Raw genomic sequence first — 21,839 nt, forward strand, 5'->3', positions numbered from 1 at the left:
TACCGGGCACAACGCAGTGAGCCTCAACTCTGCTCATTGATCCATCAGTTGGAAGCGCTTTGCGGGCCGCCTTCGAGCAGATAACGCTCCCGGGCGTAGGCCAGGTAGTACTTGTTCACGGCGTTGACGTAGCTCACTACACCCATGCCCACGGTTTCCATGGCGATCCGCTCGACCTGAAAGAACCACTGATCGGGGTTCAAGCCGCGGCGACGCGCCTCGGCACGCATGCTTTGCACCCGCTGCGGCCCCATGTTGTAGGCGGCAAGAACGAACGCCATGCGCTCACGCTCGTTCAATCGAGGGCTGGAAAAGAACTGTCGGCGGAGGCTGGCCAGGTACTTCGCACTGGCCAGCACGTTGTTGTCGAGCTTGCCTACATCGCCGATGCCCACTGATCGAGCCGTGGCGGGCATCATCTGCATCAAGCCGGTGGCGCCTGATGCTCCCCTTGCGGAGGGATCCAGTGTCGATTCCTTGAACGCCAGCGCTGCAAGATTGAGCCAGTCGATCGCCTGCTGCTCTGCATGCCGCTGCAGAGTCGGACGCACCTTCTCCAGACGCTGGCGCCCAAGACGATCCAGTGGATACTGCACGCGATAGAGCCGTCGATACACCCGGACGAAGGCCGCGTCCTGGTTCTCTGGTGCGCTGTAGCTTTTGAGAAAACGGTCCGTGCTGGCGCGCAACATGGTCGCCTCCTTTCGCAGAAACCAGTGCATTGCAGCGCTTTCACCCAGCGAAAGCCGGGATTCGATGTGGAGCTTTGGCAGTACCTTGGCCCAGCGTTCGGCGATGGGCCGTTCGACAATGGTCACTGGATAGATACCTGCCTGAACCATTTCCAGCACATCTTCCACCGCAAGGGTCGGATCGACCCACTCGACAGCGATCGGTGCGCGTCCGGCGTCCATCAGTTCGCGATTGATTCGCTCCAGTACCGGGCCTGCTGCGCTCCCGGCAGACAATGCGAGGCTGCGCCCGGACAGCTGGTCGAGCCGTGTGTAGCGACGGCTGCCCTTGGTACTGACCAGCACCAGCGGCACGTCCCGCACCACCGCCCGACTGCGACTTAGCCGTGCCATCTTCCCGTCATCGAGCAGCTCACCGGGCGCAACGAGGTCACCTTCGCCTCGCTGCAGCGCCGCGAGCAGCTGGTCCTTGGCCTTGGGAATGATCTCCAGCTTGATCGGGCGGCCTCGTGAGTCACGGTTGAGAAACTGCTCGAATGCACGCAGGCGCACGTATTCCACACCAATCGGCTCGCCCTTGACCTCTCCGGAACTGTTGCGGCTCTGATTGACCAGCACGCGCAGTACACCGCTGCGGCGAATCTCGGCAAGATCACGTACCGTGTCTGCCGATTGCCAGGCGACGGGACCGACAACCCGGGCGAACGCCGGCATCGGTACTGTCACCAGCAAGCACAGAAACAGTAGCAGTCGGATCATTGATGGGTTCGACTCAACGGGACAGATGCAAGCGGCAGATCCGCCGCAGGCGCGAAAGGTTCTCACAGCCTTGGACAAGCCGCCAGCCAGACATGTCAAAGAGGCTTAGATAATCCAAATAAGCTTTTGATAAATATGGTTATATTTTCATGTGATAAGCGAGGGTCGTTATGCAGCTGATCGATATCGGGGTCAACCTCACCCACCCAACCTTTCGTGACCCACGCGCCGTCCTGGATCGCGCTCATGCGGCTGGGGTCGTACAAGTGGTACTGACCGGCACCAGCATAGACGAGAGCGAAGCGGCCATAAGACTCTGCCGCGAATTGGGCGACAGTCGTGTGGGGCTGTTCTGTACTGCAGGTATCCACCCTCACGACGCGAGCCAGTGGACATCCGAGTCTGCTTCCCAGCTCCGATCGCTGCTGAACGAAGCCGAAGTACGTGCGGTCGGTGAGTGCGGACTGGACTTCAATCGAGATCACTCTCCCCGTCCGCAGCAGGAACGCGTCCTCGAGGAACACCTGCAGCTCGCTGTCGATACTGGCCTGCCGGTTTTCCTCCACGAACGCGACGCCGACCAGCGCCTGGTCGAAATCATCCGGCCGTTCCGCGACAGGCTCAGCGACGCGGTAGTGCACTGCTTCACTGGCGAGAAACAAGCCCTCTACCGCTATCTGGATCTGGGCCTGCACATAGGCATCACTGGCTGGATCTGCGACGAACGCCGCGGCACGCACCTGCACCCGCTTGTTCGCGACATCCCGTCGAGCCGCTTGATGATCGAAAGCGATGCGCCCTATCTGCTGCCTCGCACGTTGCGGCCCAAGCCCAAGGGCGGCCAGAACGAACCGGCATTTCTGCCGGAAGTCCTCCGCGAGGTGGCGCGCCATCGCGCCCAGAGCGAGGAAGAGCTGGCGGAGACCACAACGCGTTGCGCCCAGGCCTTTTTTCGCATCTCGCCTGAATAATCTCTGAGCAGCTCAAGCCAGGCGCATTTCTGCCGTTAACTGAACGGGTCGCGCCACGCGACACCGTCGCCCTTGCGGGCCGTACAGGCCACCGACAGAAGAAGAACTCCCATGGTTTTGTGGATTCGCGATCTTTCCCTGAAGTACAAGTTCTGGGCCCTGAACATGGTGGCGTTTGCCACCACGCTGTTGCTGGTCCTGTTCGCCTTGCAGCTAGAGCAGCACTCGCGCAGCCTGGATGCCCAGCGTTCGGCGCAGCAGCACGGCAGCTTGCTTCAGGCCTGGCCGGACGACGCCCCAATACCGCAGTTTCAGGACCTTCAGGTGTTTGCAGCGGGTCAGGCCATCGTCATCGCCGGCCGTCCGGTAGCGGCTACCCCGGGTTGGGTCGCCTTCGATCATGATCGTTTGTTCGGCACGACCCCCGTCATGGGTGCCCAGCTCGTGGCCAGGCCGAACGGTGAGAATCTGGCCGTTCTGGCGCGCTCGCCGAGCGCCTGGCAGCTCCTGGGCGAGCATTTTTTCAGCTATGCCATTGCCGTCGCCGTGCTGATGTTCATCCTGCTGGCGGCCTCGCAGCTGCTCATCCGTTTCCTGCTCAGCCACCTCAACACCCTGAAGGACGTCATGGTGCATGTGGAGCGCAGTGGCGACCTTGCCGTTCGGGTGCCATTGGACAGCGACGACGAAGTGGGCCAGATGGCCGCTGCGTTCAACGCCATGCAGGCCGGCTATCAGCGCATTGTCGGCACCGTGGCCCAGGCGGCTACTCAGCTGGACGAAGGGGCGGCTCGACTGGCGTCGAGCATGGATGAGGTGCGCCAGGGCATGCTCGGCCAGCAGAGCGAAACCGACCAGGCCGCCACGGCGATCAACGAGATGACAGCCACAGTCCATCACATCGCCGAACACGCCCGAGAAACCCGCGATCAATCGCAGAGCGCTGACCGCCTGGCCGGCGACGGTCATCAGGTGGTGTCGCGGGTGGAGCGCTCCATTGCCAGCCTGTCACAAGGAGTCCAGCAGACTGCCGAGACGATTGGTCAACTTGCCTCTGACAGTCAGAAAATCAACGGGGTTGTCAGCGTCATTCACGGGATTGCCGAGCAAACCAACCTGCTCGCGCTGAATGCTGCCATTGAAGCGGCACGGGCCGGCGAGATGGGCCGTGGCTTCGCGGTGGTGGCCGACGAGGTGCGCAGCCTGGCCAAACGTGTCCAGGTGTCGACTGACGAAATTACGCAGATGGTGGCGGGATTGCAGTCAATGACCCGCGACGCCGTGGAATTCATGCAGGAGAGCTCGCTGAAGGCCGACGGCTGTGTGCGTGAAGCACGCGAAGCGGGGCTCGCCCTGGAAGCCATTACAGCGGCAGTTGCGCAGATGCGCGAAAGCAACACGCAGATCGCCGTGGCAGCCGAACAACAGAGCGACGTCGCCGAGGACCTGAATCGATCAGTCACCGGCATCCGCGACGTCACGGAGCAGACCGTCCAGCAGACGGTCGCTTCGGCGTCCACCAGCGCGGAACTGGCAGCCCTCTCGGGCGAGTTGAGCAAGGCCATTCGTCAACTCAAACTCTGACAGGAATCTGTAAGCAGAGCCTGAGGGCTCTGCGAAGTTGTCAGATGGTCTTGGCGCAGACAGCCCTGCATCGTATTGCTCAGCCAAACACCGTTACTGTCTGCCGGCTCAGGGCAATCAGCTCTCCATTACCCGTCCACAAAGCTGCAGCGCAATGGCCATAGCCATCCTGCGCGTGTTCGATCACGGCACGGTAGCGGCACCACTCATGGGTATCGAGCACTGGCAATGGCTGCACGAACTCGATCGTCCAAGTCAGCGAGCTGCCCGGTGCGAAGCTGTTCAGATGCGGCAGAACCGCAGGCGGCCAGGCGTCCACAAGCGCCAGCAGATGCGAAGCGGTGACCGTCTCCCGAACCTCTTCTTCGCGAAGTCGAACCCAACCGCCCATCTCACGGGACCTGCTTCCGGAAAATGGCAACCCACCGATGCCCCAGCGCATGGCCAGGTGACGACTGAACTCTGGGGTAGCGCCTTTGATGTAGGGCAACTCCTGGCAGCTATCCACAGGGGGCAACTGAGGCGCTGGCTCGGCCGCCACCCGAACGGTCGAGGATCGCGGAGCGCCAAAGCTGCCCTGGACCAGGGTCACGACCTGGCCATCCTGGATAGCCCGCCCGAGCACCTGGCTGACCGCCTTGCCTTCACGCAACACTTCGGCCTCGAAGCTGACCGGGGTATCGACCATCAGCGGCCCCACAAAGGTTATGGCGAGCGACCGTACGGGACGCCCCTCGGCGACCTCAGCCTGCATGGCCTCGTAGACCAGCGCCGCCGCCAGCCCGCCGAAACCGGCCCGCCCCTGGCCCCAGCTGCCAGGAACGACTACTTGTCCAGGATTCACCCGCACGGCTTGTATCAGTTCGGATAGGGTCATGCCCACCTCGGCTAGTTATTGTCAGAAACATCTTAGCGATGAGAAAAGCACAAAGCTGGATGCTGGGCGGCGTTGATAGCGCGCCATTGCGCAGAACTATGAGCCGTCTGTTGCCCTGTTACGGCGTCCGACGCTCGACCGCCAGCACAATTGGCGCCTCAGCTTGCCCAGCACAGCTCGCATCGCCGCCTTGTCGGTTGGCTGGCCCGCGTAGCGTGCCTGCTCGTAAAGGCGAGCAAAATCGCGGACCAGACCAGCCACATCGGGAAGCTGCGTTGCCGCTCGCTCGGCAAAGTCTCTTGCTCCCTCTCCGGCCTGCCGTACGACACCCTGACGAACCAGCATCCGCTCGAAGCGCTGGAACTGGCGCAGCTGGGCATCGCGATGGCGCTGCCAGGGCTTGAGTAGAAAAAGCGCCAGCAGCGTTACCAACAGCGCGCCGGCACCCACCATCAGCATACCGAGCTTGTGAGCGTCGGCCTTGCCGAACAGACCTCGCAGCACCGCAAGCTGCCGGTCGCCCTGGTAATCGAGCACCCAGCGCTGCCAGCCATAGTTGAGGCTGTCCCAGCCAAACCGCAATCCGTTCAGCCAGCCAATGTCGCGATAGCGGCGGAGCCCCATCAGCGAATCTTCCAGCAGATCCTGTTCACCCGTGAGCGCCTCTTCCAACCCCTGCTCGATGCGTTCAGGCGCAACCTGAAAGGTCGGGTCCACCCTGACCCAACCCCGGCCTGCCTCCCAGTATTCCACCCACGCATGGGCATCAAGCTGGCGGACAGACAGGTAGTTGCCCGACGGGTTGATCTCACCGCCCTGGTAGCCGGCAACGACGCGCGCCGGGATGCCGGCAGCGCGCAGCACGAATGTCATCGCACCCGCGTAGTGGATACAGAAGCCGTTGAGCGTATCGAACAGGAAACCGTCGACGATATCGGCACCCACCGGCGGCGGGCGCAGGGTGTAGCCATAGGGCTGCTGGTTGAAATGCCGCAGCAGGGCCTGCACGGTCGCGTCGGTTGTCTGGTGCTGGCGGCGCAGCTGCACGGCCCACGTCCGGCTTCGGGGATTGCCAGCCGCGGGAAGCTGCAGCGAGCGCTGCAGTGTGGCAGGTCCTGCGTCGGGCTCACGCAAGGCATCTGTCCAGGATGTTGCCTGGTACAGCAGCGGCTTTACCACGGCGCTCGGCCGTTCCAGATGGAAGTCGGCCATCAGCCGTACGTCCTGCGCCTGGACCTGTGCCACATCCAGCGCATACAGCCAGGGTTGTCCGCTGGGCTGCATCACGATGCTGTACACGAGCGGCGTGCCTCTGGGCGTCCAGGCTGGAGCCAGCGGCTGCTGGGATGCACTGGACTGGGACCAGCGCCGCCCATCGAAGCGCTCGAAGGTCACCGCCCGCCAATACAACCGATCCCGGTCGGGAATAGGCCCATCGAAGCTCGCCCGGAAGGCCAGTGCGCTCGAGCGGCTGAGCTCGGCGATATCTCCTGGCGACATGCTGTCAGCCAGCCCCGTAACCCCGCGCTCCCCTGGCTGCGGCAATGACCAGAGCGGCCCCAGGCGGGGAAACAGCACGAAGAGCACCAGCATCAGCGGGACTGCCTGCAGCACCAGTGCACCCGCCAAACGCAGCGTAGGCCAGGGATGAGTGCCCATGGTGCTTTGTTGCAGGCCGATCATGGCGGCCAGCAGAGCAGTGATCGGCGCCAGGCTGTAGAGCCCGGCGAGCAGGCTGTCATTGAACAGGTAGCTGGTGACCACCGCGAAGAAACCGAGGAATACCAGTACCAGCGCATCGCGACGACTGCGCATCTCCACCAGCTTCAGGATGAACGCCGCGATCAGCAGCACCACCCCGGCATCGAGGCCGACCAGACTGCCGCGCGACAAATACACGCCTAGCGCAGCACCCACCATCAATAGCGCCTTCGCCCAGCTGCGCGGATAGCTGGCCCGCATGCGGAAAATCTGCACGCGCCAGGCAGCGCAACCGATCCAGAGACCGATGATCCATACCGGCAAATGGCCCAGGTGCGGCAGGATCACAAGCACCTGTGCCACCAGCAGCCAGACGAGTCCGTTGCGCGGAATGGGCTGTACGCCGCTCATCGATCCGCCTCCGGTGGCTGACCGAACAGTGCCAGCTCCCGCAGGCAGCGGCTGCGATGTTCGAGGCCGGTTCCGGCATCGATGGTCGTTTCCGCAACGTGCAGCGCGAATGGCTGCTGCTGCGCCGACAGCTCGACCACCCAGTGGCAGAGCAGCGACAAGCGGGACTCGATATCCCCTTCGAGCCGGTCGAGATCCAGCAGCGGGTCATTCCCGGCCAGTTCGGTAAAGTCTTTTACCAACAATCCCTGGCCTCGCGAATAGGCTTTCCAGTTCAGCCGCTTGCGCGAGTCGCCCGGCTGCCAGGGCCGCAAGCCATGGTAATCATCGATACCGGCGCCGCCTGTACGAACGCCGTCGCTCTCGTCTTCGGCCAGGCCATTGGCCGTCGGCAGATCTCCTTCCAGCGGACGGGGGTAGACCAACGGGCACAACTGCAGGTCAACCCAGCTCCATGCCACGAGGATGCCCAGCGGAAATCGACTTTCTACCCGTAATCGTCCAGGCTTCAACCAGCCACGACGCTCGGTGGGCAGGCTCAGTTCGATCTCGCAGGTGCCCCCCGCCGGCACGTCGACCTTTTGCAGACCGCTTGCTGGCCACCCGATCGACACGGCCTGATACACCCGCCCCCGGCTCTCCAGGCGCACCCGCGAGCGCGCCTGCTCGCCAACAAACACGGCTTCCGAGCCGCCCGCCTGGACGATCAGACCCGCCAGGTTTCGCCAGGTATGCAGTATCGCGACGATAAATACCGAGCCCAGTAGAAAGGTAAGTGCATACGCCAGGCTGTTCTGGTAGTTGATCCCGGCAATCAGCATCAGCAGCAGCGACAAGAGATAGGTCATGCCCACCGCGGTTGGCATGATGAATATTCGTCGCTGGTCCAGCTGCACACTGGGGCCCGGCGGGATGCGCTTGAGCAGCCAGCGATCGCGAATCCGTGGGAGCACTCGCATGGGCGTCTTCCTTCAAGCCTGGCGAGGCGGCATCAGAGCGCCGGAACTTCACGTAGCAGCCATTGCACCAACGCACCGCCCCCATGCCCTGTGGCATCGGCACGCTCACGCAATCGATGGCCCACCACTGCCGGCAATACCGCCTGGACGTCTTCAGGGATCACGTATTCGCGCCCATCCAGGAATGCCCATGCACGTGCCGCCGCCAGAAGTGCGAGGCTGCCACGCGGTGACAACCCCCAGGCGAACTGCGGCTGCGTGCGTGTGGCCTCCACCAGGCGCAACACGTAATCCACCAGCGCATCGCTGACGCGCACCGCAGCCACCGCTTGCTGAATGGCTGAGAGCCCGGCCCGATCCAACTCTGGCTGCAGCCGGGCAAGCAGGTCACGCCGCGAGTCGCCCAGCAACAGCGCTTTTTCAGCCGCCTTGGCCGGGTAACCCAACGACAGCCGCATGAGAAAGCGGTCCAGCTGGGATTCAGGCAAGGCGAAGGTACCGCCAGAGTTGACCGGGTTCTGCGTAGCGACCACGAAGAACGGCTCCGGCAACGGTCGCGTCGCCCCCTCGATAGTGACCTGCCCCTCCTCCATGGCCTCGAGCAGCGCGCTCTGGCTTTTCGGCGTGGCCCGGTTGATTTCATCGGCCAGCACCAGTTCGGCGAAGATCGGCCCGGGATGGAACACGAACTGACCGCTGTCCTTATCGAAAACCGAGGTGCCGAGAATATCGCCGGGCAGCAAGTCCGAGGTGAACTGAATGCGCTGGAATTCCAGCCCCATCACCTTGGCCAGCGCATGACTGAGGGTCGTCTTGCCCATGCCCGGCAGGTCCTCGACCAGCAGATGCCCCTTTGCCAGAAGGCAGGCCATGGCCAGGCGAACCTGTGACTGCTTGCCGAGTAGAACTTCGTTTACCGCGCCTAGGCAGACATCCAATCGGGCACGCATGCGACTCTCCTGTGTTCGTTTGTCGATCCTACTGGCCGGCCCGCCTCAGGCATAGCGATAGAAACCTGCCGTGACGAAGTCGTGACCTGACGCCGATCCTTGGGTGCCTGTTGGTGATGAGGTCAATCGCTGATCCGAGCGAAGCAGTGGCCTGCTAGGGCCGCTGCATGTCGAAACGCTCGCGGGTGTAACTGTAGGCTGCGCCGCCAAGCCGCCCAACCAGATCGAGCCGGGCCGGATCGATACGCCCACGTTCGTCAAGGACGCGATCCTCGACATGGGCCAGCAGCACCTCGGCAAATATGAGTTCGCAACTGGGCGACTCGGCCGGGTAAGGCAGTATCTGCGCGACGCGACATTCGAAAGCGACCGGCGCGCCGGCGACGCGCTGCACCTTGACGATGCGGGCAGGCTCGCTGGGTATCCCGCAATGTTCGAACTCACTGAGGCCGTGAGGCAAGGCTGCAGCAGATGCATTCATCGCCTCGGCTTGCTCCGCACTGACGAGTTGGATGACCAGCTCTCCAGTGTCGCGGGCGTTTCGAGCCGTGTCCTTGGACAGGCCGTCTTTGAGACCGACATTGATGAGTAGGGTTGGTGGTTCGCTGCTGATGACCTGGAAGAAACTGAAGGGCGCTAGGTTACTGACGCCCGCCATCGAGCATGTCGAGACCCAGGCAATCGGGCGCGGCGTGACGGTCGAAGTCAGCCAGCGATAAGCCTCGACGGGCGTCAGCTTGGAAAAGTCGAGTTGCATGGAATTCCTGCCGATTCGGTCTGGCCGGAGACCAGGGACGGGGATGGGGCCGAAGGATCAAGAAGTGGCAGCCAGCGCGGCTGCCACAGATCGCGGGCCTCAGCGGCCTGCGCGCGACTCACGAAGATAGAAGCGAGCCTTATTGGCCTTTTCGACGCACCCCTGATAGGCCTCGAATTGCTGCTGGGTCTTGGCTCCCGTCAACAATGCGATTGCCTTCGAGTAGCTTACGGTGCCTGCGAACCCTTCCGCCTCCGCCAGGCTCTGCTCTTCCCAGGCAGCGTTCAGCTGGGACGCGCAGCTGTCACGATAGGCGGTCTTACCGGCGCAGCCAGCCAACGCCAGCGCCATCAGCGACAAACAGATCATGTTCTTCATCGATACATCCTCGTTTTCGATAATTGGTGTGCTACTTGGTTGACGCTCGCTCGCGCAGAAATTCGATTACGGCATCCTGCTCGCCCGAGAACTCGATTCGAGACGCCTTGCTCTCCCGCTGGTAGGCATACATCGGATCGTAGTACTGCTTGAGCAGCGCCTCGATCCAGCCACGGTGCAGCTCCACCGCCCCTGTGCTCGCCTGCTCGGCAAGCGCCTGATCCATTATCGCGGCCAGACGCTTGTAGGCTTCGCCGCCGAGCCGCTTGCTGATATTGACCAGGCTTTGCTGCAAACGCTCGCTGAACGCTGCAAATCCTTCGTCACCCAGCTCAACGATAAACTCGGCGCAAAGGTCTGTGACGTAATCCTTCAGAATCCGGTCGATACGCCCTTCCAGACTGTCTTCAAGCCACACCAGCGGATAACGCTGCATGCCTTGGAACAAGGCCAACGGGATCGAACAGCGCCCGACGAGGCGCGCTTCGTCTTCAAGAACGAATTGCCTGGCCCCGGCGGCCTGCATCTTGAGCAACCGGATGGCAAGCATGTTTTCGAAATCGATCTGCACCGGCTGCGCAGTGGCGCGTTTGCCGAAACTTGAACCGCGGTGGTTGGCGATCCCTTCCAGGTCGACACTGTCGTTCAGGCGCGCCAGCACTTCGGTCTTGCCGGTCCCGGTCATACCGCCGACAAGCACGAAGTCGTCCTGCACGGCAGACTGATCGATGGTTTCCAGCAGAAACTGACGCATCGCCTTGTAGCCGCCGGTGACGCGCGGGTAGTCGATGCCGGCCTCGGTTTTCAGCCATTGCTGCACCAGCTGCGAGCGCAAACCGCCACGAAAGCAGTAGATATACCCCTGCGGGTTGCGCTGCGCGAAATCGGCCCAGGCTTCGATTCGCTCGGCCTTTATCTTGCCGTTCACCAGGCGGTGACCCAGCTCGATCGCTGCCTGCTGACCATGCTGCTTGTAGCAGGTGCCAACCTTCTGCCGTTCGATGTCGTTCATCAGCGGCAGGTTGACGACGCCCGGGAAAGCACCCTTGTCAAATTCCACCGGGGCACGGGCGTCCATCATCGGAATGTCGTTCAGGAACAGCTCGCGGTAATTATCGGTATCGCCACGCATTAACGAACCTCGACGGCAAAAGCGCCGGCTTCGACCAGTTCGCCGATGGGCTCAAGCGCCAGGCCGAGCTCTCTGGCGACGGCGACGAATTCCGCCTCGCCTTCGGACGCGACCGCAACCAGCAGGCCGCCGCTGGTCTGCGGGTCGCACAGCAGCTGCTTTTCTCGCTCGCCGAGCGGAGCGATGCGTTCGCCGTAGCTATCGAAATTCCGCCCGGTGCCACCCGGCACGCACCCCTGTTCCAGGTAGTACGCGACGCTCTCCAGGCGAGGCACGCGGGCATAATCGATACGCGCCGTCACACCGCTGCCGTCAGCCATCTCCACCAGATGTCCGAGAAGACCGAAGCCGGTGACATCAGTCATCGCGCGCACGCCTGCAAGCCTGCCGAAACGACTGCCGGGCGTATTGAGGGTGCACATCCAGTCACGTGCCAGCCCGACGTCTTCAGGGCGCAACTTGGCCTGCTTTTCGGCGGTGGTAAGGATGCCGATACCGAGCGGTTTGGTCAGGTACAGCTTGCAGCCGACCGATGCCGTGTCGTTGCGCTTCATCTGGTTCCTGTTGACCAGGCCAGTCACGGCCAGGCCGAAGATCGGCTCCGGCGCATCGATCGAATGGCCGCCCGCCAGCGGTATACCGGCCGCATCGCACACGGCGCGCCCCCCTGCGATGACTTCACGGGCCACTTCGGGGGGCAGGACATTGACCGGCCAGCCGAGGATGGCGATGGCCATCAGCGGGTCGCCGCCCATGGCATAGATGTCGCTGATGGCGTTGGTGGCGGCAATGCGCCCGAAGTCGAAGGGATCGTCGACGATGGGCATGAAGAAGTCGGTGGTCGACACCACGCCGCGCTCTTCATCGATGCCGTACACGGCTGCATCATCGCGAGAGGCGTTGCCGACCCACAACCGCGGGTCCAGATGCTGGGCGCCGCTGCCGGCGAGGATCACATCCAGCACTTTGGGCGAAATCTTGCAGCCGCAGCCGGCGCCGTGACTGTATTGGGTAAGGCGGATCGGTTCGCTCATCTGATGGTCTCGTGACGCTGGCAAAACGGGCGCCGATTGTAGCAAAGGCTGATGGCGGCATCGCTGCGCCGAAGCGTCGACGGTTGTGAAGGGTTTCGGCGCTCTGGTTTTTAGCTTGATGCCTGCCGCTCGAAGCTCGAAGCTACCAACGAACGCCACAGGGAGAAGCAAATGGGCAACAAGGTCGCATTGGTACTGGGATCAGGAGGTGCGCGGGGCTACGCGCACATCGGCGTCATCGAAGAACTGACGGCGCGTGGCTACGAGATCAGACTGCATCGCCGGCTGCTCGATGGGTGCCGTGGTGGGTGGTATCTATGCTGCGGGCAAACTGGAGGAGTATCGCGAGTGGATCGAGAGCCTGGATTATCTCGACATGCTGCGCCTGGTCGATCCGAGCTTCAGCCTCGGGGCGATTCGCGGCGAGAAGATTTTCGGGCGCATCCGCGACATGGTCGGCTCCGTGAACATCGAAGATCTCCAGATTCCCTACACGGCGGTTGCGGCCGACCTGACCAATCAGCAGGAAATCTGGTTTCAGGAGGGCAACCTGGAATTGGCGATGCGCGCGTCTGCGGCCATTCCTAGCCTGTTCACGCCGGTGATTCAGGGCAATCGCATGCTGGTCGATGGCGGGATCCTCAATCCACTGCCCATCGTGCCGGTTGTGTCGAGTCACAGCGACATCATTATCGCAGTCAACCTCAACGCCAATAATCACCGCCAGTACCCCTTGCCGGAGATTCTGAGGCCCGGCCGGTTCGATGCCATGTTCAGCACTATCAGCTCGCATATCCCGTTCTGGCGTCGAGACAATGATGCTCTGGAACAACACATTGCCGAACTCCAGGCTGGCGAAGTCGCCCGCGACGGTCAGCCGCCGGCTGCGCCCACCGGCCAGGGTGCGCCAAAGTCGGCAGAAGGATCGATGGTAGTGGACGTAGGCGGCCCGGCATCGCTTCTTGAGCTGATCAACCAGAGCTTCGAAGTGATGCAGTCTTCCCTGACGCAGTACAAGATCGCCGGCTACCCGCCCAACGTGCTGGTCAACATCCCCAAACGGGCGTGCCGCTTCTACGAGTTCTACAAGGCTCCCGAGTTGATTCAGCTGGGCCGGACAGTTGCCCGTGACGCGATGGACAAGTACGAGCAGGAGCAGCGTTAGACCGCCAGAATGATCAGTACCGCTCGACCCGCCCTGCCGTCAGGTTCTCGGTGTCGGCAGCTGCCGGCACTTCCTTGATGAGCCAGTCACCCAGGAGGCTATAGGCAACCGCCAACAGCGTCGGCCCGAGGAACAGCCCCATGAAGCCGAACGCCAGAACGCCGCCAAACACACCCAGCAGCACGACCACCAGCGGCAGGTTACCGCCGCGACTGATCAAGTAGGGTTTCAACACGTTGTCGACACCGCTGATGATGAACATGCCCCAGATTCCAAGGAACACGGCCATGCCGTACTGGCCTTGCCAGGCAAGCCAGGCCACTGCCGGTCCCCAGATCAATGGCGGGACCATCAGGAAGCTGAACGCGAAAGTCAGCAAGCCCAGGATCAGAGCACCGGGGACCCCGGCGATGCTGAACCCCACATACGCCAGGATCGCCTGGGCAGCGGCAGTCCCGATCACCCCATTGACAACGCGCTGGACCGTTCCGGCCACAAGCTCAAGGTAGTGGTCGGCGCGATCACCAATCAGTCGATGCAGCAGGCTGTGGACGAAGGCGGCGAGTTTCGGACCGTCACGATAGAAGAAAAACACCAGCACCAGGCTTAGCGCCAACTCCAGCATGCCGCCACCAATCCGGGCGCTGCGCACCAGCAACCAATTGCCCACCTGGCCGATATAGGGACGAATCGTCGCGAAGAACGCGGTGCCCTGCTCGTCGAGGGTGTTCCAGATATCAAGCAGCTTGTCGCCGATCAGCGGCAGCTCGCCCAGCCAGGCCGGTGGTGCCGGCAGGCCTTGAACCTGCAAGTTGTGCACCAGCACGTTCACTTCGCGAATCTGATCGGCAATGTTGAATCCCAGCCAGACCAGGGGAACTGCCACCAGTACCATCCAGCCGACCGTGAGCACGGTTGCTGCAAGGGTCGAATTGCCGTTCATCAAGCGCGTCAGTACCCGCATCACCGGCCAGCTGGCAAATGCCAGTACCGCTGCCCAGAAAAGCGCCGAAACAAAGGGCGCAAGTACCCACACACAGGCACCCAGCAACACCAGGAGCAGAATCTGCACCAGCAGACGATCGTTGTTCAGCATCGGGATACCTATCGAAGAGATGCGGCGCGCCTTGAACAAGGCGCGAAGGCAATCGCGTATTGCAGTCTGAAACCGCCCTCAGCGCAACAGTCGGATGCGCAGACCGGGATCTTCAGAAACCTGGGCTTCCAGCCGGCGAGCCTTGATCCGCTCTGCCGTCAGGGCCTCATACCAGGCCGCCGCACCCTTGCCCAGCAGTTCCACCCGCACCGTGCTGTCAAGCCGCAGCACGTTTGCCAGCAGAGCGCCCCACTCCGCTGTTGGCTCATCCGGCAAGCGTGGAAGCCACAACTCGCCCGTGCTTTTCAGCTGACGAAGCAAGGTAGCCGGGTTGGGCAGAATCACACCGAGCGGAGCGTCCGGTGTGAATTGCTCAACCTGAAGATAAGGTCTGCCGTTACCCCTGGTGATGCCATAGAGGGCGATGAGCCGGTCCGACTCGCCCGGCAGGCGTGCCAGCAGATAGGCCTGCCGAGCCTCGGGGCCATAAAGTGACGACACTTCGAAAATCTCGTTTGCCCAGAGGCTGCTTGAACCGCAATCACGACCTTCGCACCAGAACAACAGCTCGGCACCCTCTTCCAGCAACTGGCTGCGTGCCCGTTCGAATGCTTCTATCCCGGAATGCACGCTGGGAAGCTGATAGGTAATGGCGGTGAGCTGTCCGGCTGCGCTGACCTGGTCACTCATCCGCAAACGCCCGCTGATGCGCCGAATCGAGTCGAGTGGATAGGTCCGCTCGAGCACCGCTCGATCCTTGAACGCGACGATCTGCGCCTGCGGATAGCGCGGCAACGCATCGAAATCCTGGCTGCCCGGTACGTCTGCAGCCTGGGCCAGGCCCGCCGTCAGTCCAAGGGCGACGCCCAAGATAACCGCAATACGGCCCATCACCGGGTCACCATCGCCTTCAGCTGGCACCGGAAAGCGCCACTATCGGCTTTACCCGGAGGCAGATCGCTCGACCTTGCTGCGCTGTACTTATCGATCATCTCAAGGTTCCCTGCTGGAGCAAGCGCCCAGCCTCACCACTTGGCAAATGCAAGTCAAGCAAGGGTTTGCGACAGATTCTTGCGAAACGCCCAGCGCCCTTCAGCTGGAAAAGAACGGATTGAAGACAGCTGCCACGGCCCTGGCACCGGTTTCATCGTCCAGATGCAGGTGATGGCCACCGGCAAGCCGGTGCAACGCGAAGGGCAGGCCTTCGGCGAGCTGCAACATGGCAGGTTCGGTCATCAGGCCCTGCTCTGCCAGGATCAGGCTCGTCGGGCACGCTACCCGGTCAACGAACGCCAGGGCATGTGCACGGCTCAACCGCATCGGTGATGGCAACATCAGACGGGCATCGGTACGCCAGGTGAAACCACCCGGAACCGGCATGAGGCCACGTTGGGCGAGTCGCTCGGCGGCGTCATGACTGACTGCACCAACGCCCTTCATTCGAGCGGCAACAGCCTGCTCGAATGTCTTGTAGACCGGCTTTCGCTTGGCATCTACCTCAAGCAGCGCCTGCAAGGATTCACCGAGCTTTTGCGGGGCGGTTTCCGCTTCGCCGGTGAAGGGAATCACCCCGTCGATCAGGGCCAGTCGTCCGACTCGGTCAGGCATCGCGCCGGCCAGCAACACCGAGACGATGGCGCCCATGGAGTGCCCGAGCAGTGAAAAACGCTGCCAGCCGAACTGCTCGGCAACCTGCAGCACGTCATGGGCATAGTCCCAGATGTTATAGGGGGCTCCGACCGGACGATGATCCGAATGGCCATGGCCTGGCAGATCCAGCGCAACGATACGCAGCCCTTCGAGCAACGGCGCCAGGCGGCTGAACGTGGCCGCGTTGTCCAGCCAGCCGTGCAGAGCGATCACCGGCTGCCCATCTTCCGGGCCGTACAGGTGTGCCGCAACTTCGATATGCGGCAGGCTCAGGCGAATCTCTTCGAACGCGATCGTCATGCAGCACCTCTTTGATTCAGCCCGCTCCAGCGACTGAACAATTGCCGCAGCAACAGCGCGGTCTCACCTGGGTGCTCCAGCGGAAACATATGCCCGCCGGAGAGGGTATGTGCTTCGCCATGCGCGACCAGCCGCAGCAGATAGGCATGATGCGGCATGACCACACGGCTCTGACGGCCACGCACCACCGCCAGCGGGATCTTCAGCGCGTGAGGCCAGCCTGGCGTCACGTGAGGCACGCTGCGGTAGATACGGATTTCGGTGTCGGGGTCAAAGCGCAGGCGGACCCCGTTTTCGCTGGGCTGCAGGCCATGCTCGATATAAGCGTCCAGGCAGTCCGGGTCGAATGCCTTGAACAAGGACTTGCTTGCGAAATACCGGCGCGCATCCTCGATGCTGTCGAACGCTTCGCGCCGGCCAAGGGTTCGGCCTGCAGGCGTCAGCCGGTCGATGAAGCCAAAGCGTTTCGCGGCCCAGATAACCGTCTGGTCGAACCAGGTGGGCATCGGCGAATCGAGCATGACCACCCCACGGTACAGCTCGGGCCGTTGCAAGGCGGCGTGATAGTGCAGGATTCCGCCCAGAGAATGCCCTACTCCCCAGACAGGCTCCCGCAGGGCCTGGAGTTGTTCGAGCAGCTCCTGCACCAGATTCTGCCAGTTGTCGTCCACCGGAAAGCGCGGGTCATGACCATGCTGTTCAAGGTGCGTCACGCTGTAATCCGGCGCCAGGGCGCTGAACAGCTTGCGATAGGTTCCCGAGGGGAAGCCGTTGGCATGGGCGAAAAAAATGCGCTGCGTCATGAGTTCGATGCGACTGGGAAGGGCCACCATTGTCTGGCCCCCTTCCCTTTGCGGCAATCGGCCACAGCGGCATATCCGAAGGCAGTCCTGCCAAACAACACGCCAGGGCCGCCGGTTTCAGGCCCCAGGGCTGTTCTGGCTGATGGGTACAACCGCCACCGTGAGCCGGGAGATGCAACTCACCTTGCCATCGTCGCCGCTCAGGCGGATGTCCCACACATGGCTGGAACGTCCGAGGTGTACGGGCCGGCACTGTGCCGTAACCCGCCCGCTTCGCAGCGCACGCAGGTGGTTGGCGTTCACCTCCAGCCCAACGCAGTAGAAACGGCTCGAATCGATGCAGTGGTAACTCGCCATTGAGCCCACAGTCTCGGCCAACACCACGGACGCGCCGCCATGCAGCAAGCCGTAGGGCTGATGGGTACGCGAATCGACCACCATGCTAGCCGTGAGGGAGTCGTCGTCTACCGCTTCGAAACGGATGTCGAGCAGTTCGACGATGGTATTGGCGCGGCTGGCGTTCAGTTGTTCAAGCTCAGGTCGTCGATGCCAGATAGTCAAAGGACACTCCCATTCTTATTGTTGTGATCCAACTCGGACCATGCGGCGCCTAGCCGGGGTGCCATAGCCCTGCGAGACGCAACAGCCCCGCTGCCAGGTGCTCGCCGTCGAGCTCTGCGAGACTGGCGGTGGCCATCGGTAATGGCGTATCGCGATGGCCATTCACCAACCAGCCGCCCAACACACCGACGAAAGGCTGATGTGTAACCAGCAAGAGATTCTGTTCGCTGCGGCGATCGAGATAGAGCATCGCGTCCTTCGGATCGGATTCCGGCGTCAACCAGGGCACGGTTTCGACCACCCCCGAGAAGCCGAGCACCTGACGAACGATTTCCGCGGTCTGCTGGGCGCGCTGGTAAGGGCTGACCAGGATAGCGTCCAGAGGCTGTCCCTGGAGATGACTGGCGCTGGACCGAACCTCGAGCCGCCCTGCCTCGGTCAAGTTACGTTCCGCGTCGGTGCGGGCCCGGGGCTCGGCTTCGCCATGACGGAGCAACCATAATTTCATGCCTGGCTCTCCTGCCTGGGCTCGGCAGGCCTGGCTGGCGCAGCCGTTTCCAGATCTGCCGGGCGTGGCTTGGGCCAATCCGACATGGGCCAGGGTTTGCGGTCGGTATTAAAGGTGCCGAAGCGACCGATTTGCGCCACATACTGACTAAGGCTGTCGCCAAAGCCCTGCAAGCCTTCATGGGGCCTGCCATTGGCGGCGCTGACGACCAATTGCCCGACCACGACAAGCAACAAGGCCAGCTCGGCCAGTTGCCAGACGAAAAAGAAAACCAGCATCCAGACCGCTCGCAGGATCAGTGATTCGCGATCGGTATCGCTTCGTAACGTGCTCATCGATATCTCCGGTATCGTTTGTTCAGAAACCATCTGTGGAAATGAAGTCCACGTCAGTCTTCGGCTCGCCGCGCATCAGCAGCGCTATGACCTGTTCGAGCGTACGCCCCTCGAACAGGATGGCATGCAGCCCTGCGACAAGCGGCATATATACCTGGAGTTCTTCGGCCTTGGACTTGAGCACCTTGATGGTGTTGACCCCTTCAGCCACTTCTCCCAACCGGGACACTGCCTCGTCGAGGCTCAGCCCTTCGCCAAGCGCGTAACCGACCTGGAAATTGCGGCTTTTTGGAGAGGTGCAGGTCACGATCAGGTCACCCACTCCTGCCAGCCCCAGAAACGTCATCGGGTTGGCGCCCAGCCTGACCGCAAAGCGAGTCATCTCTGCCAGAGCCCGGGTAATCAACATGCTGCGGGTGTTTTCCCCCATCATCAGCGCTGCTGCCATGCCGGCCATGATCGCGTAGACGTTTTTCAAGGCGCCGCCGAGTTCCACGCCAAAGCGGTCCGAACTGGCATACACCCGAAAGGTCCGGCCATGCAGCGCCTGCTGCACACGTTCGCACAGGACCTCGTCATGACTCGCCACGACAGTTGCCGTCAGGGCGTGCTCTGCCACTTCCCTCGCCAGGTTCGGGCCGGAAATAACGCCTATGCGTGCATGCGGAGCGATCTCCTCGAGAATCTGGCTCATCAGCATGAAACCCTGGGCTTCTATGCCCTTGGTCGTGCTCACCAGCATTTTTCCGACCAGCTGTGAAGCAAACGGGGAAAGCGCCTGACGCAGCGCACTGGACGGCAGCGCCACGAATATCAACTCACAGTCCGCCAGGGTCCGCGCGAGATCCGTGACCGGCTCTACCGACGCAAGCAGGGTAACGCCCTTTAGATAGCGGGGATTTTGCCGCAGGGTTCGGATGCTCTCTGCCTGCTCCGGGTCGCGCATCCATAGGCGCACGTCATGGCCATTCTCGGCCAGCAGATTCGCGATAGCGGTACCAAAGCTGCCGCCACCAAGCACCGCGATGGGTTGCTGTTCAGTCATGGGTGTTCCGTTTTGAGCCACCTGGGGTATTGGCCGGCATTATACGTAGGGCGCCTCACACAGCCAGCACGCTGACCGATGGAGCGACCGTCATTAACGGGCGCCTGCCCTGCTGCAGACGATCCCCTTGTGAAACCGGCATTCCCCTATGGTCTATACAGGGCAAAGAGCCATAAGGTCGTTGTCTCTCGACAGGAGTGTTAAAGTAACGGCCCGTTTCTGCCGTGGTCCTCCCGTGGGCGGGTCGAAACGAACATAATCCGTGTCCTTGGGCTGTGACTTTAGGCGCAAGGTGGCAGTCTATGACTAGTCTTTTATGATCGGACTCTCGATTTGGGTCGGATGAAAGCAGCAAGCCCTCCATAAAGGGACCATTGAGGAATACGCATGACCAAACAACAGGCCTTTACTCGGGAAGATCTGCTTCGTTGCAGCCGCGGCGAGCTTTTCGGGCCCGGTAATGCGCAACTGCCCGCGCCAGACATGCTGATGGTCGATCGCATCGTTCATATAAGCGAAGTGGGCGGAAAGTACGGCAAGGGCGAGCTGGTCGCCGAGCTGGATATCAACCCTGATCTCTGGTTCTTTGCCTGCCATTTCGAAGGCGACCCGGTCATGCCAGGCTGCCTGGGTCTCGATGCCATGTGGCAGCTGGTGGGCTTCTACCTGGGCTGGCAGGGCAATCCGGGCCGTGGTCGCGCCCTGGGCTCTGGCGAGGTGAAGTTCTTCGGCCAGGTGCTGCCGACCGCCAAGAAGGTCACCTATAACATTCATATCAAGCGCACCATCAACCGCTCGCTGATTCTCGGCATTGCCGATGGCACCGTTAGTGTTGACGGTCGCGAGATCTACAGTGCCGAAGGTTTGCGTGTCGGCCTGTTTACCTCTACCGATAGCTTCTGAAGGACTTCCGCATGCGTCGCGTCGTGATCACCGGCCTGGGTATCGTTTCCTGCCTCGGCAATGACAAAGACACCGTTTCCGCCAACCTGCGGGCCAGTCGCCCCGGCATTCGCTTCAACCAGGCCTATGCCGACATGGGCCTGCGTAGCCAGGTCTCGGGTTCGGTCGACCTGAACCTCGAAGAGCTGATCGATCGCAAGGTGCTTCGTTTCATGGGCGATGCGGCGGCTTATGCCTACCTGGCCATGCAACAGGCCCTCGAAGATTCGGGCCTCAGCGCAGAAGATATCTCCAACCCAAGGATCGGCCTGATCGCCGGTTCCGGTGGCGCTTCGACCATCAACCAGATGGAAGCCATCGATATCCTGCGCGACAAGGGTGTCAAGCGCATCGGCCCATATCGCGTACCGCGCACCATGAGCAGCACGGTATCGGCATGCCTGGCCACGCCTTTCCGTATCAAGGGCATCAACTATTCCATCGCATCGGCCTGCGCCACCAGCGCGCACTGCATCGGGCACGCGATGGAGCAGATCCAGATGGGCAAGCAGGACGTTGTCTTTGCCGGCGGCGGTGAGGAAGAGCATTGGAGCCAGAGCTGCCTTTTCGATGCCATGGGCGCCCTCTCCAGCCAGTACAACCAGACGCCGGAAAAGGCCTCCCGAGCCTATGACGCCAAGCGTGACGGTTTTGTCATCGCGGGCGGCGGCGGCATGGTCGTGGTCGAAGAGCTGGAGCATGCGCTCAAGCGCGGCGCCAAGATCTACGCGGAAATCGTTGGCTATGGCGCTACCTCCGATGGCTACGACATGGTTGCGCCAAGCGGTGAAGGCGCGCTGCGTTGCATGCAACAGGCAATGGCCACGGTTGAAGGTGAGATCGATTACCTGAACACCCACGGCACTTCGACTCCGGTAGGCGACGTTGCCGAGTGCAAGGCCGTACGCAACATGTTCGGGGACAAGATCCCAGCCATCAGCTCGACCAAGAGCCTGTCGGGCCATTCCCTCGGTGCTGCCGGCGTGCATGAGGCGATCTATTGCATGCTGATGATGCAGGGTAACTTCATCGCAGGCTCGGCCAACATTGACGAGCTGGATCCGGAAGTAGCCGACATGCCGATCGTTCGCGAAACCCGCGAAGATGCGAAGATCGACACGGTCATGAGCAACAGCTTCGGCTTTGGCGGTACCAACGCGACGCTGGTACTCAAGCGCTGGAAGGGCTGACCTCGCAGCATAAACAACAACGGCGCCCAAGGGCGCCGT

The 21,839-nt window shown here is 62.0% G+C and carries 21 protein-coding genes and 1 pseudogene; 5 read left to right on the forward strand and 17 right to left on the reverse strand.

Annotation, left to right across the window (positions count from 1 at the left end):
• Positions 1–44: 44 nt before the first annotated feature.
• Positions 45–1,451 carry an MltF family protein gene (locus tag AC4LFW_RS08395; protein WP_491818629.1) on the reverse strand — a complete coding sequence of 469 codons (1,407 nt, stop codon included), beginning with the start codon at positions 1,449–1,451 and terminating at the stop codon, positions 45–47.
• Positions 1,452–1,621: 170 nt separating this feature from the next.
• Between AC4LFW_RS08395 and AC4LFW_RS08400 the strand changes: the two genes are divergently transcribed.
• Both AC4LFW_RS08400 and AC4LFW_RS08405 read left to right on the forward strand, forming a co-directional pair.
• Positions 1,622–2,422 (forward strand): TatD family hydrolase, encoded by an 801-nt coding sequence (locus AC4LFW_RS08400; RefSeq protein ID WP_491818630.1) that lies wholly within the window; start codon positions 1,622–1,624, stop codon positions 2,420–2,422.
• Between the two features lie 111 nt (positions 2,423–2,533).
• Positions 2,534–4,006, forward strand: a complete 1,473-nt coding sequence (locus AC4LFW_RS08405; RefSeq protein ID WP_491818631.1) for a methyl-accepting chemotaxis protein — start codon at positions 2,534–2,536, stop codon at positions 4,004–4,006.
• A gap of 79 nt (positions 4,007–4,085) precedes the next feature.
• Here AC4LFW_RS08405 and AC4LFW_RS08410 read toward each other — a convergent pair whose 3' ends face one another.
• The 8 genes from AC4LFW_RS08410 to selD form a co-directional block, all read right to left on the reverse strand.
• Complete coding sequence (locus AC4LFW_RS08410; RefSeq protein ID WP_491818632.1) at positions 4,086–4,883, reverse strand: acyl-CoA thioesterase; 798 nt, start codon at positions 4,881–4,883, stop codon at positions 4,086–4,088.
• A gap of 96 nt (positions 4,884–4,979) precedes the next feature.
• Complete coding sequence (locus AC4LFW_RS08415; protein ID WP_491818633.1) at positions 4,980–6,995, reverse strand: transglutaminase TgpA family protein; 2,016 nt, start codon at positions 6,993–6,995, stop codon at positions 4,980–4,982.
• A complete protein-coding gene (locus tag AC4LFW_RS08420; RefSeq protein ID WP_491818634.1) occupies positions 6,992–7,954 on the reverse strand; it encodes a DUF58 domain-containing protein in 963 nt (320 codons plus the stop codon). Before AC4LFW_RS08420 ends, AC4LFW_RS08415 begins: the two co-directional genes overlap by 4 nt.
• Positions 7,955–7,986: 32 nt before the next feature.
• On the reverse strand, positions 7,987–8,904 hold the full coding sequence (locus AC4LFW_RS08425) for an AAA family ATPase (protein ID WP_491818635.1): 918 nt from the start codon (positions 8,902–8,904) through the stop codon (positions 7,987–7,989).
• Positions 8,905–9,058: 154 nt separating this feature from the next.
• Entirely contained in the window at positions 9,059–9,661 is a 603-nt protein-coding gene (locus tag AC4LFW_RS08430; RefSeq protein WP_491818636.1) for a flavin reductase family protein, read from the reverse strand.
• A gap of 99 nt (positions 9,662–9,760) precedes the next feature.
• Positions 9,761–10,039, reverse strand: a complete 279-nt coding sequence (locus tag AC4LFW_RS08435) for a hypothetical protein (protein WP_491818637.1) — start codon at positions 10,037–10,039, stop codon at positions 9,761–9,763.
• A gap of 31 nt (positions 10,040–10,070) precedes the next feature.
• The gene (mnmH, locus tag AC4LFW_RS08440; RefSeq protein ID WP_491818638.1) at positions 10,071–11,171 is read right to left on the reverse strand and encodes a tRNA 2-selenouridine(34) synthase MnmH; all 1,101 of its coding nucleotides are present in this window, start codon (positions 11,169–11,171) and stop codon (positions 10,071–10,073) included.
• The gene (gene selD / locus AC4LFW_RS08445; RefSeq protein ID WP_491818639.1) at positions 11,171–12,205 is read right to left on the reverse strand and encodes a selenide, water dikinase SelD; all 1,035 of its coding nucleotides are present in this window, start codon (positions 12,203–12,205) and stop codon (positions 11,171–11,173) included. Before selD ends, mnmH begins: the two co-directional genes overlap by 1 nt.
• Positions 12,206–12,376: 171 nt before the next feature.
• Between selD and AC4LFW_RS08450 the strand changes: the two are divergent.
• A pseudogene (locus tag AC4LFW_RS08450) lies at positions 12,377–13,370 on the forward strand (patatin-like phospholipase family protein).
• A 13-nt stretch (positions 13,371–13,383) separates the two neighbouring features.
• Here AC4LFW_RS08450 and AC4LFW_RS08455 read toward each other — a convergent pair.
• The 8 genes from AC4LFW_RS08455 to AC4LFW_RS08490 all read right to left on the reverse strand — a co-directional run bounded on the left by AC4LFW_RS08455 (position 13,384) and on the right by AC4LFW_RS08490 (position 19,668).
• A complete protein-coding gene (locus AC4LFW_RS08455; protein ID WP_491818640.1) occupies positions 13,384–14,466 on the reverse strand; it encodes an AI-2E family transporter in 1,083 nt (360 codons plus the stop codon).
• Positions 14,467–14,544: 78 nt separating this feature from the next.
• A complete protein-coding gene (locus tag AC4LFW_RS08460; protein WP_491820175.1) occupies positions 14,545–15,357 on the reverse strand; it encodes a DUF4892 domain-containing protein in 813 nt (270 codons plus the stop codon).
• 201 nt (positions 15,358–15,558) lie between these two features.
• A complete protein-coding gene (locus tag AC4LFW_RS08465; protein WP_491818641.1) occupies positions 15,559–16,416 on the reverse strand; it encodes an alpha/beta hydrolase in 858 nt (285 codons plus the stop codon).
• Positions 16,413–17,219: an alpha/beta fold hydrolase gene (locus AC4LFW_RS08470; RefSeq protein WP_491820176.1), complete on the reverse strand. Its 807-nt coding sequence runs from the start codon at positions 17,217–17,219 to the stop codon at positions 16,413–16,415. The genes AC4LFW_RS08465 and AC4LFW_RS08470 overlap by 4 nt, the downstream gene beginning before the upstream one ends.
• Before the next feature lie 117 nt (positions 17,220–17,336).
• A complete protein-coding gene (locus tag AC4LFW_RS08475) occupies positions 17,337–17,780 on the reverse strand; it encodes a hotdog fold thioesterase (protein ID WP_491818642.1) in 444 nt (147 codons plus the stop codon).
• Positions 17,781–17,829: 49 nt separating this feature from the next.
• Positions 17,830–18,288, reverse strand: coding sequence for a phosphohistidine phosphatase SixA (sixA, locus tag AC4LFW_RS08480; RefSeq protein ID WP_491818643.1), 459 nt, complete (start codon positions 18,286–18,288; stop codon positions 17,830–17,832).
• Positions 18,285–18,623: a DUF4389 domain-containing protein gene (locus tag AC4LFW_RS08485; RefSeq protein ID WP_491818644.1), complete on the reverse strand. Its 339-nt coding sequence runs from the start codon at positions 18,621–18,623 to the stop codon at positions 18,285–18,287. The genes sixA and AC4LFW_RS08485 overlap by 4 nt, the downstream gene beginning before the upstream one ends.
• 22 nt (positions 18,624–18,645) lie before the next feature.
• The gene (locus AC4LFW_RS08490; protein ID WP_491818645.1) at positions 18,646–19,668 is read right to left on the reverse strand and encodes an NAD(P)H-dependent glycerol-3-phosphate dehydrogenase; all 1,023 of its coding nucleotides are present in this window, start codon (positions 19,666–19,668) and stop codon (positions 18,646–18,648) included.
• Between the two features lie 387 nt (positions 19,669–20,055).
• Between AC4LFW_RS08490 and fabA the strand changes: the two genes are divergently transcribed.
• Both fabA and fabB read left to right on the forward strand, forming a co-directional pair.
• A complete protein-coding gene (gene fabA / locus AC4LFW_RS08495) occupies positions 20,056–20,571 on the forward strand; it encodes a 3-hydroxyacyl-[acyl-carrier-protein] dehydratase FabA (protein WP_491818646.1) in 516 nt (171 codons plus the stop codon).
• Positions 20,572–20,582: 11 nt separating this feature from the next.
• On the forward strand, positions 20,583–21,800 hold the full coding sequence (gene fabB / locus AC4LFW_RS08500) for a beta-ketoacyl-ACP synthase I (protein WP_491818647.1): 1,218 nt from the start codon (positions 20,583–20,585) through the stop codon (positions 21,798–21,800).
• Positions 21,801–21,839: the final 39 nt, after the last annotated feature.

Source organism: Stutzerimonas sp. C6.4V, from assembly GCF_058536345.1.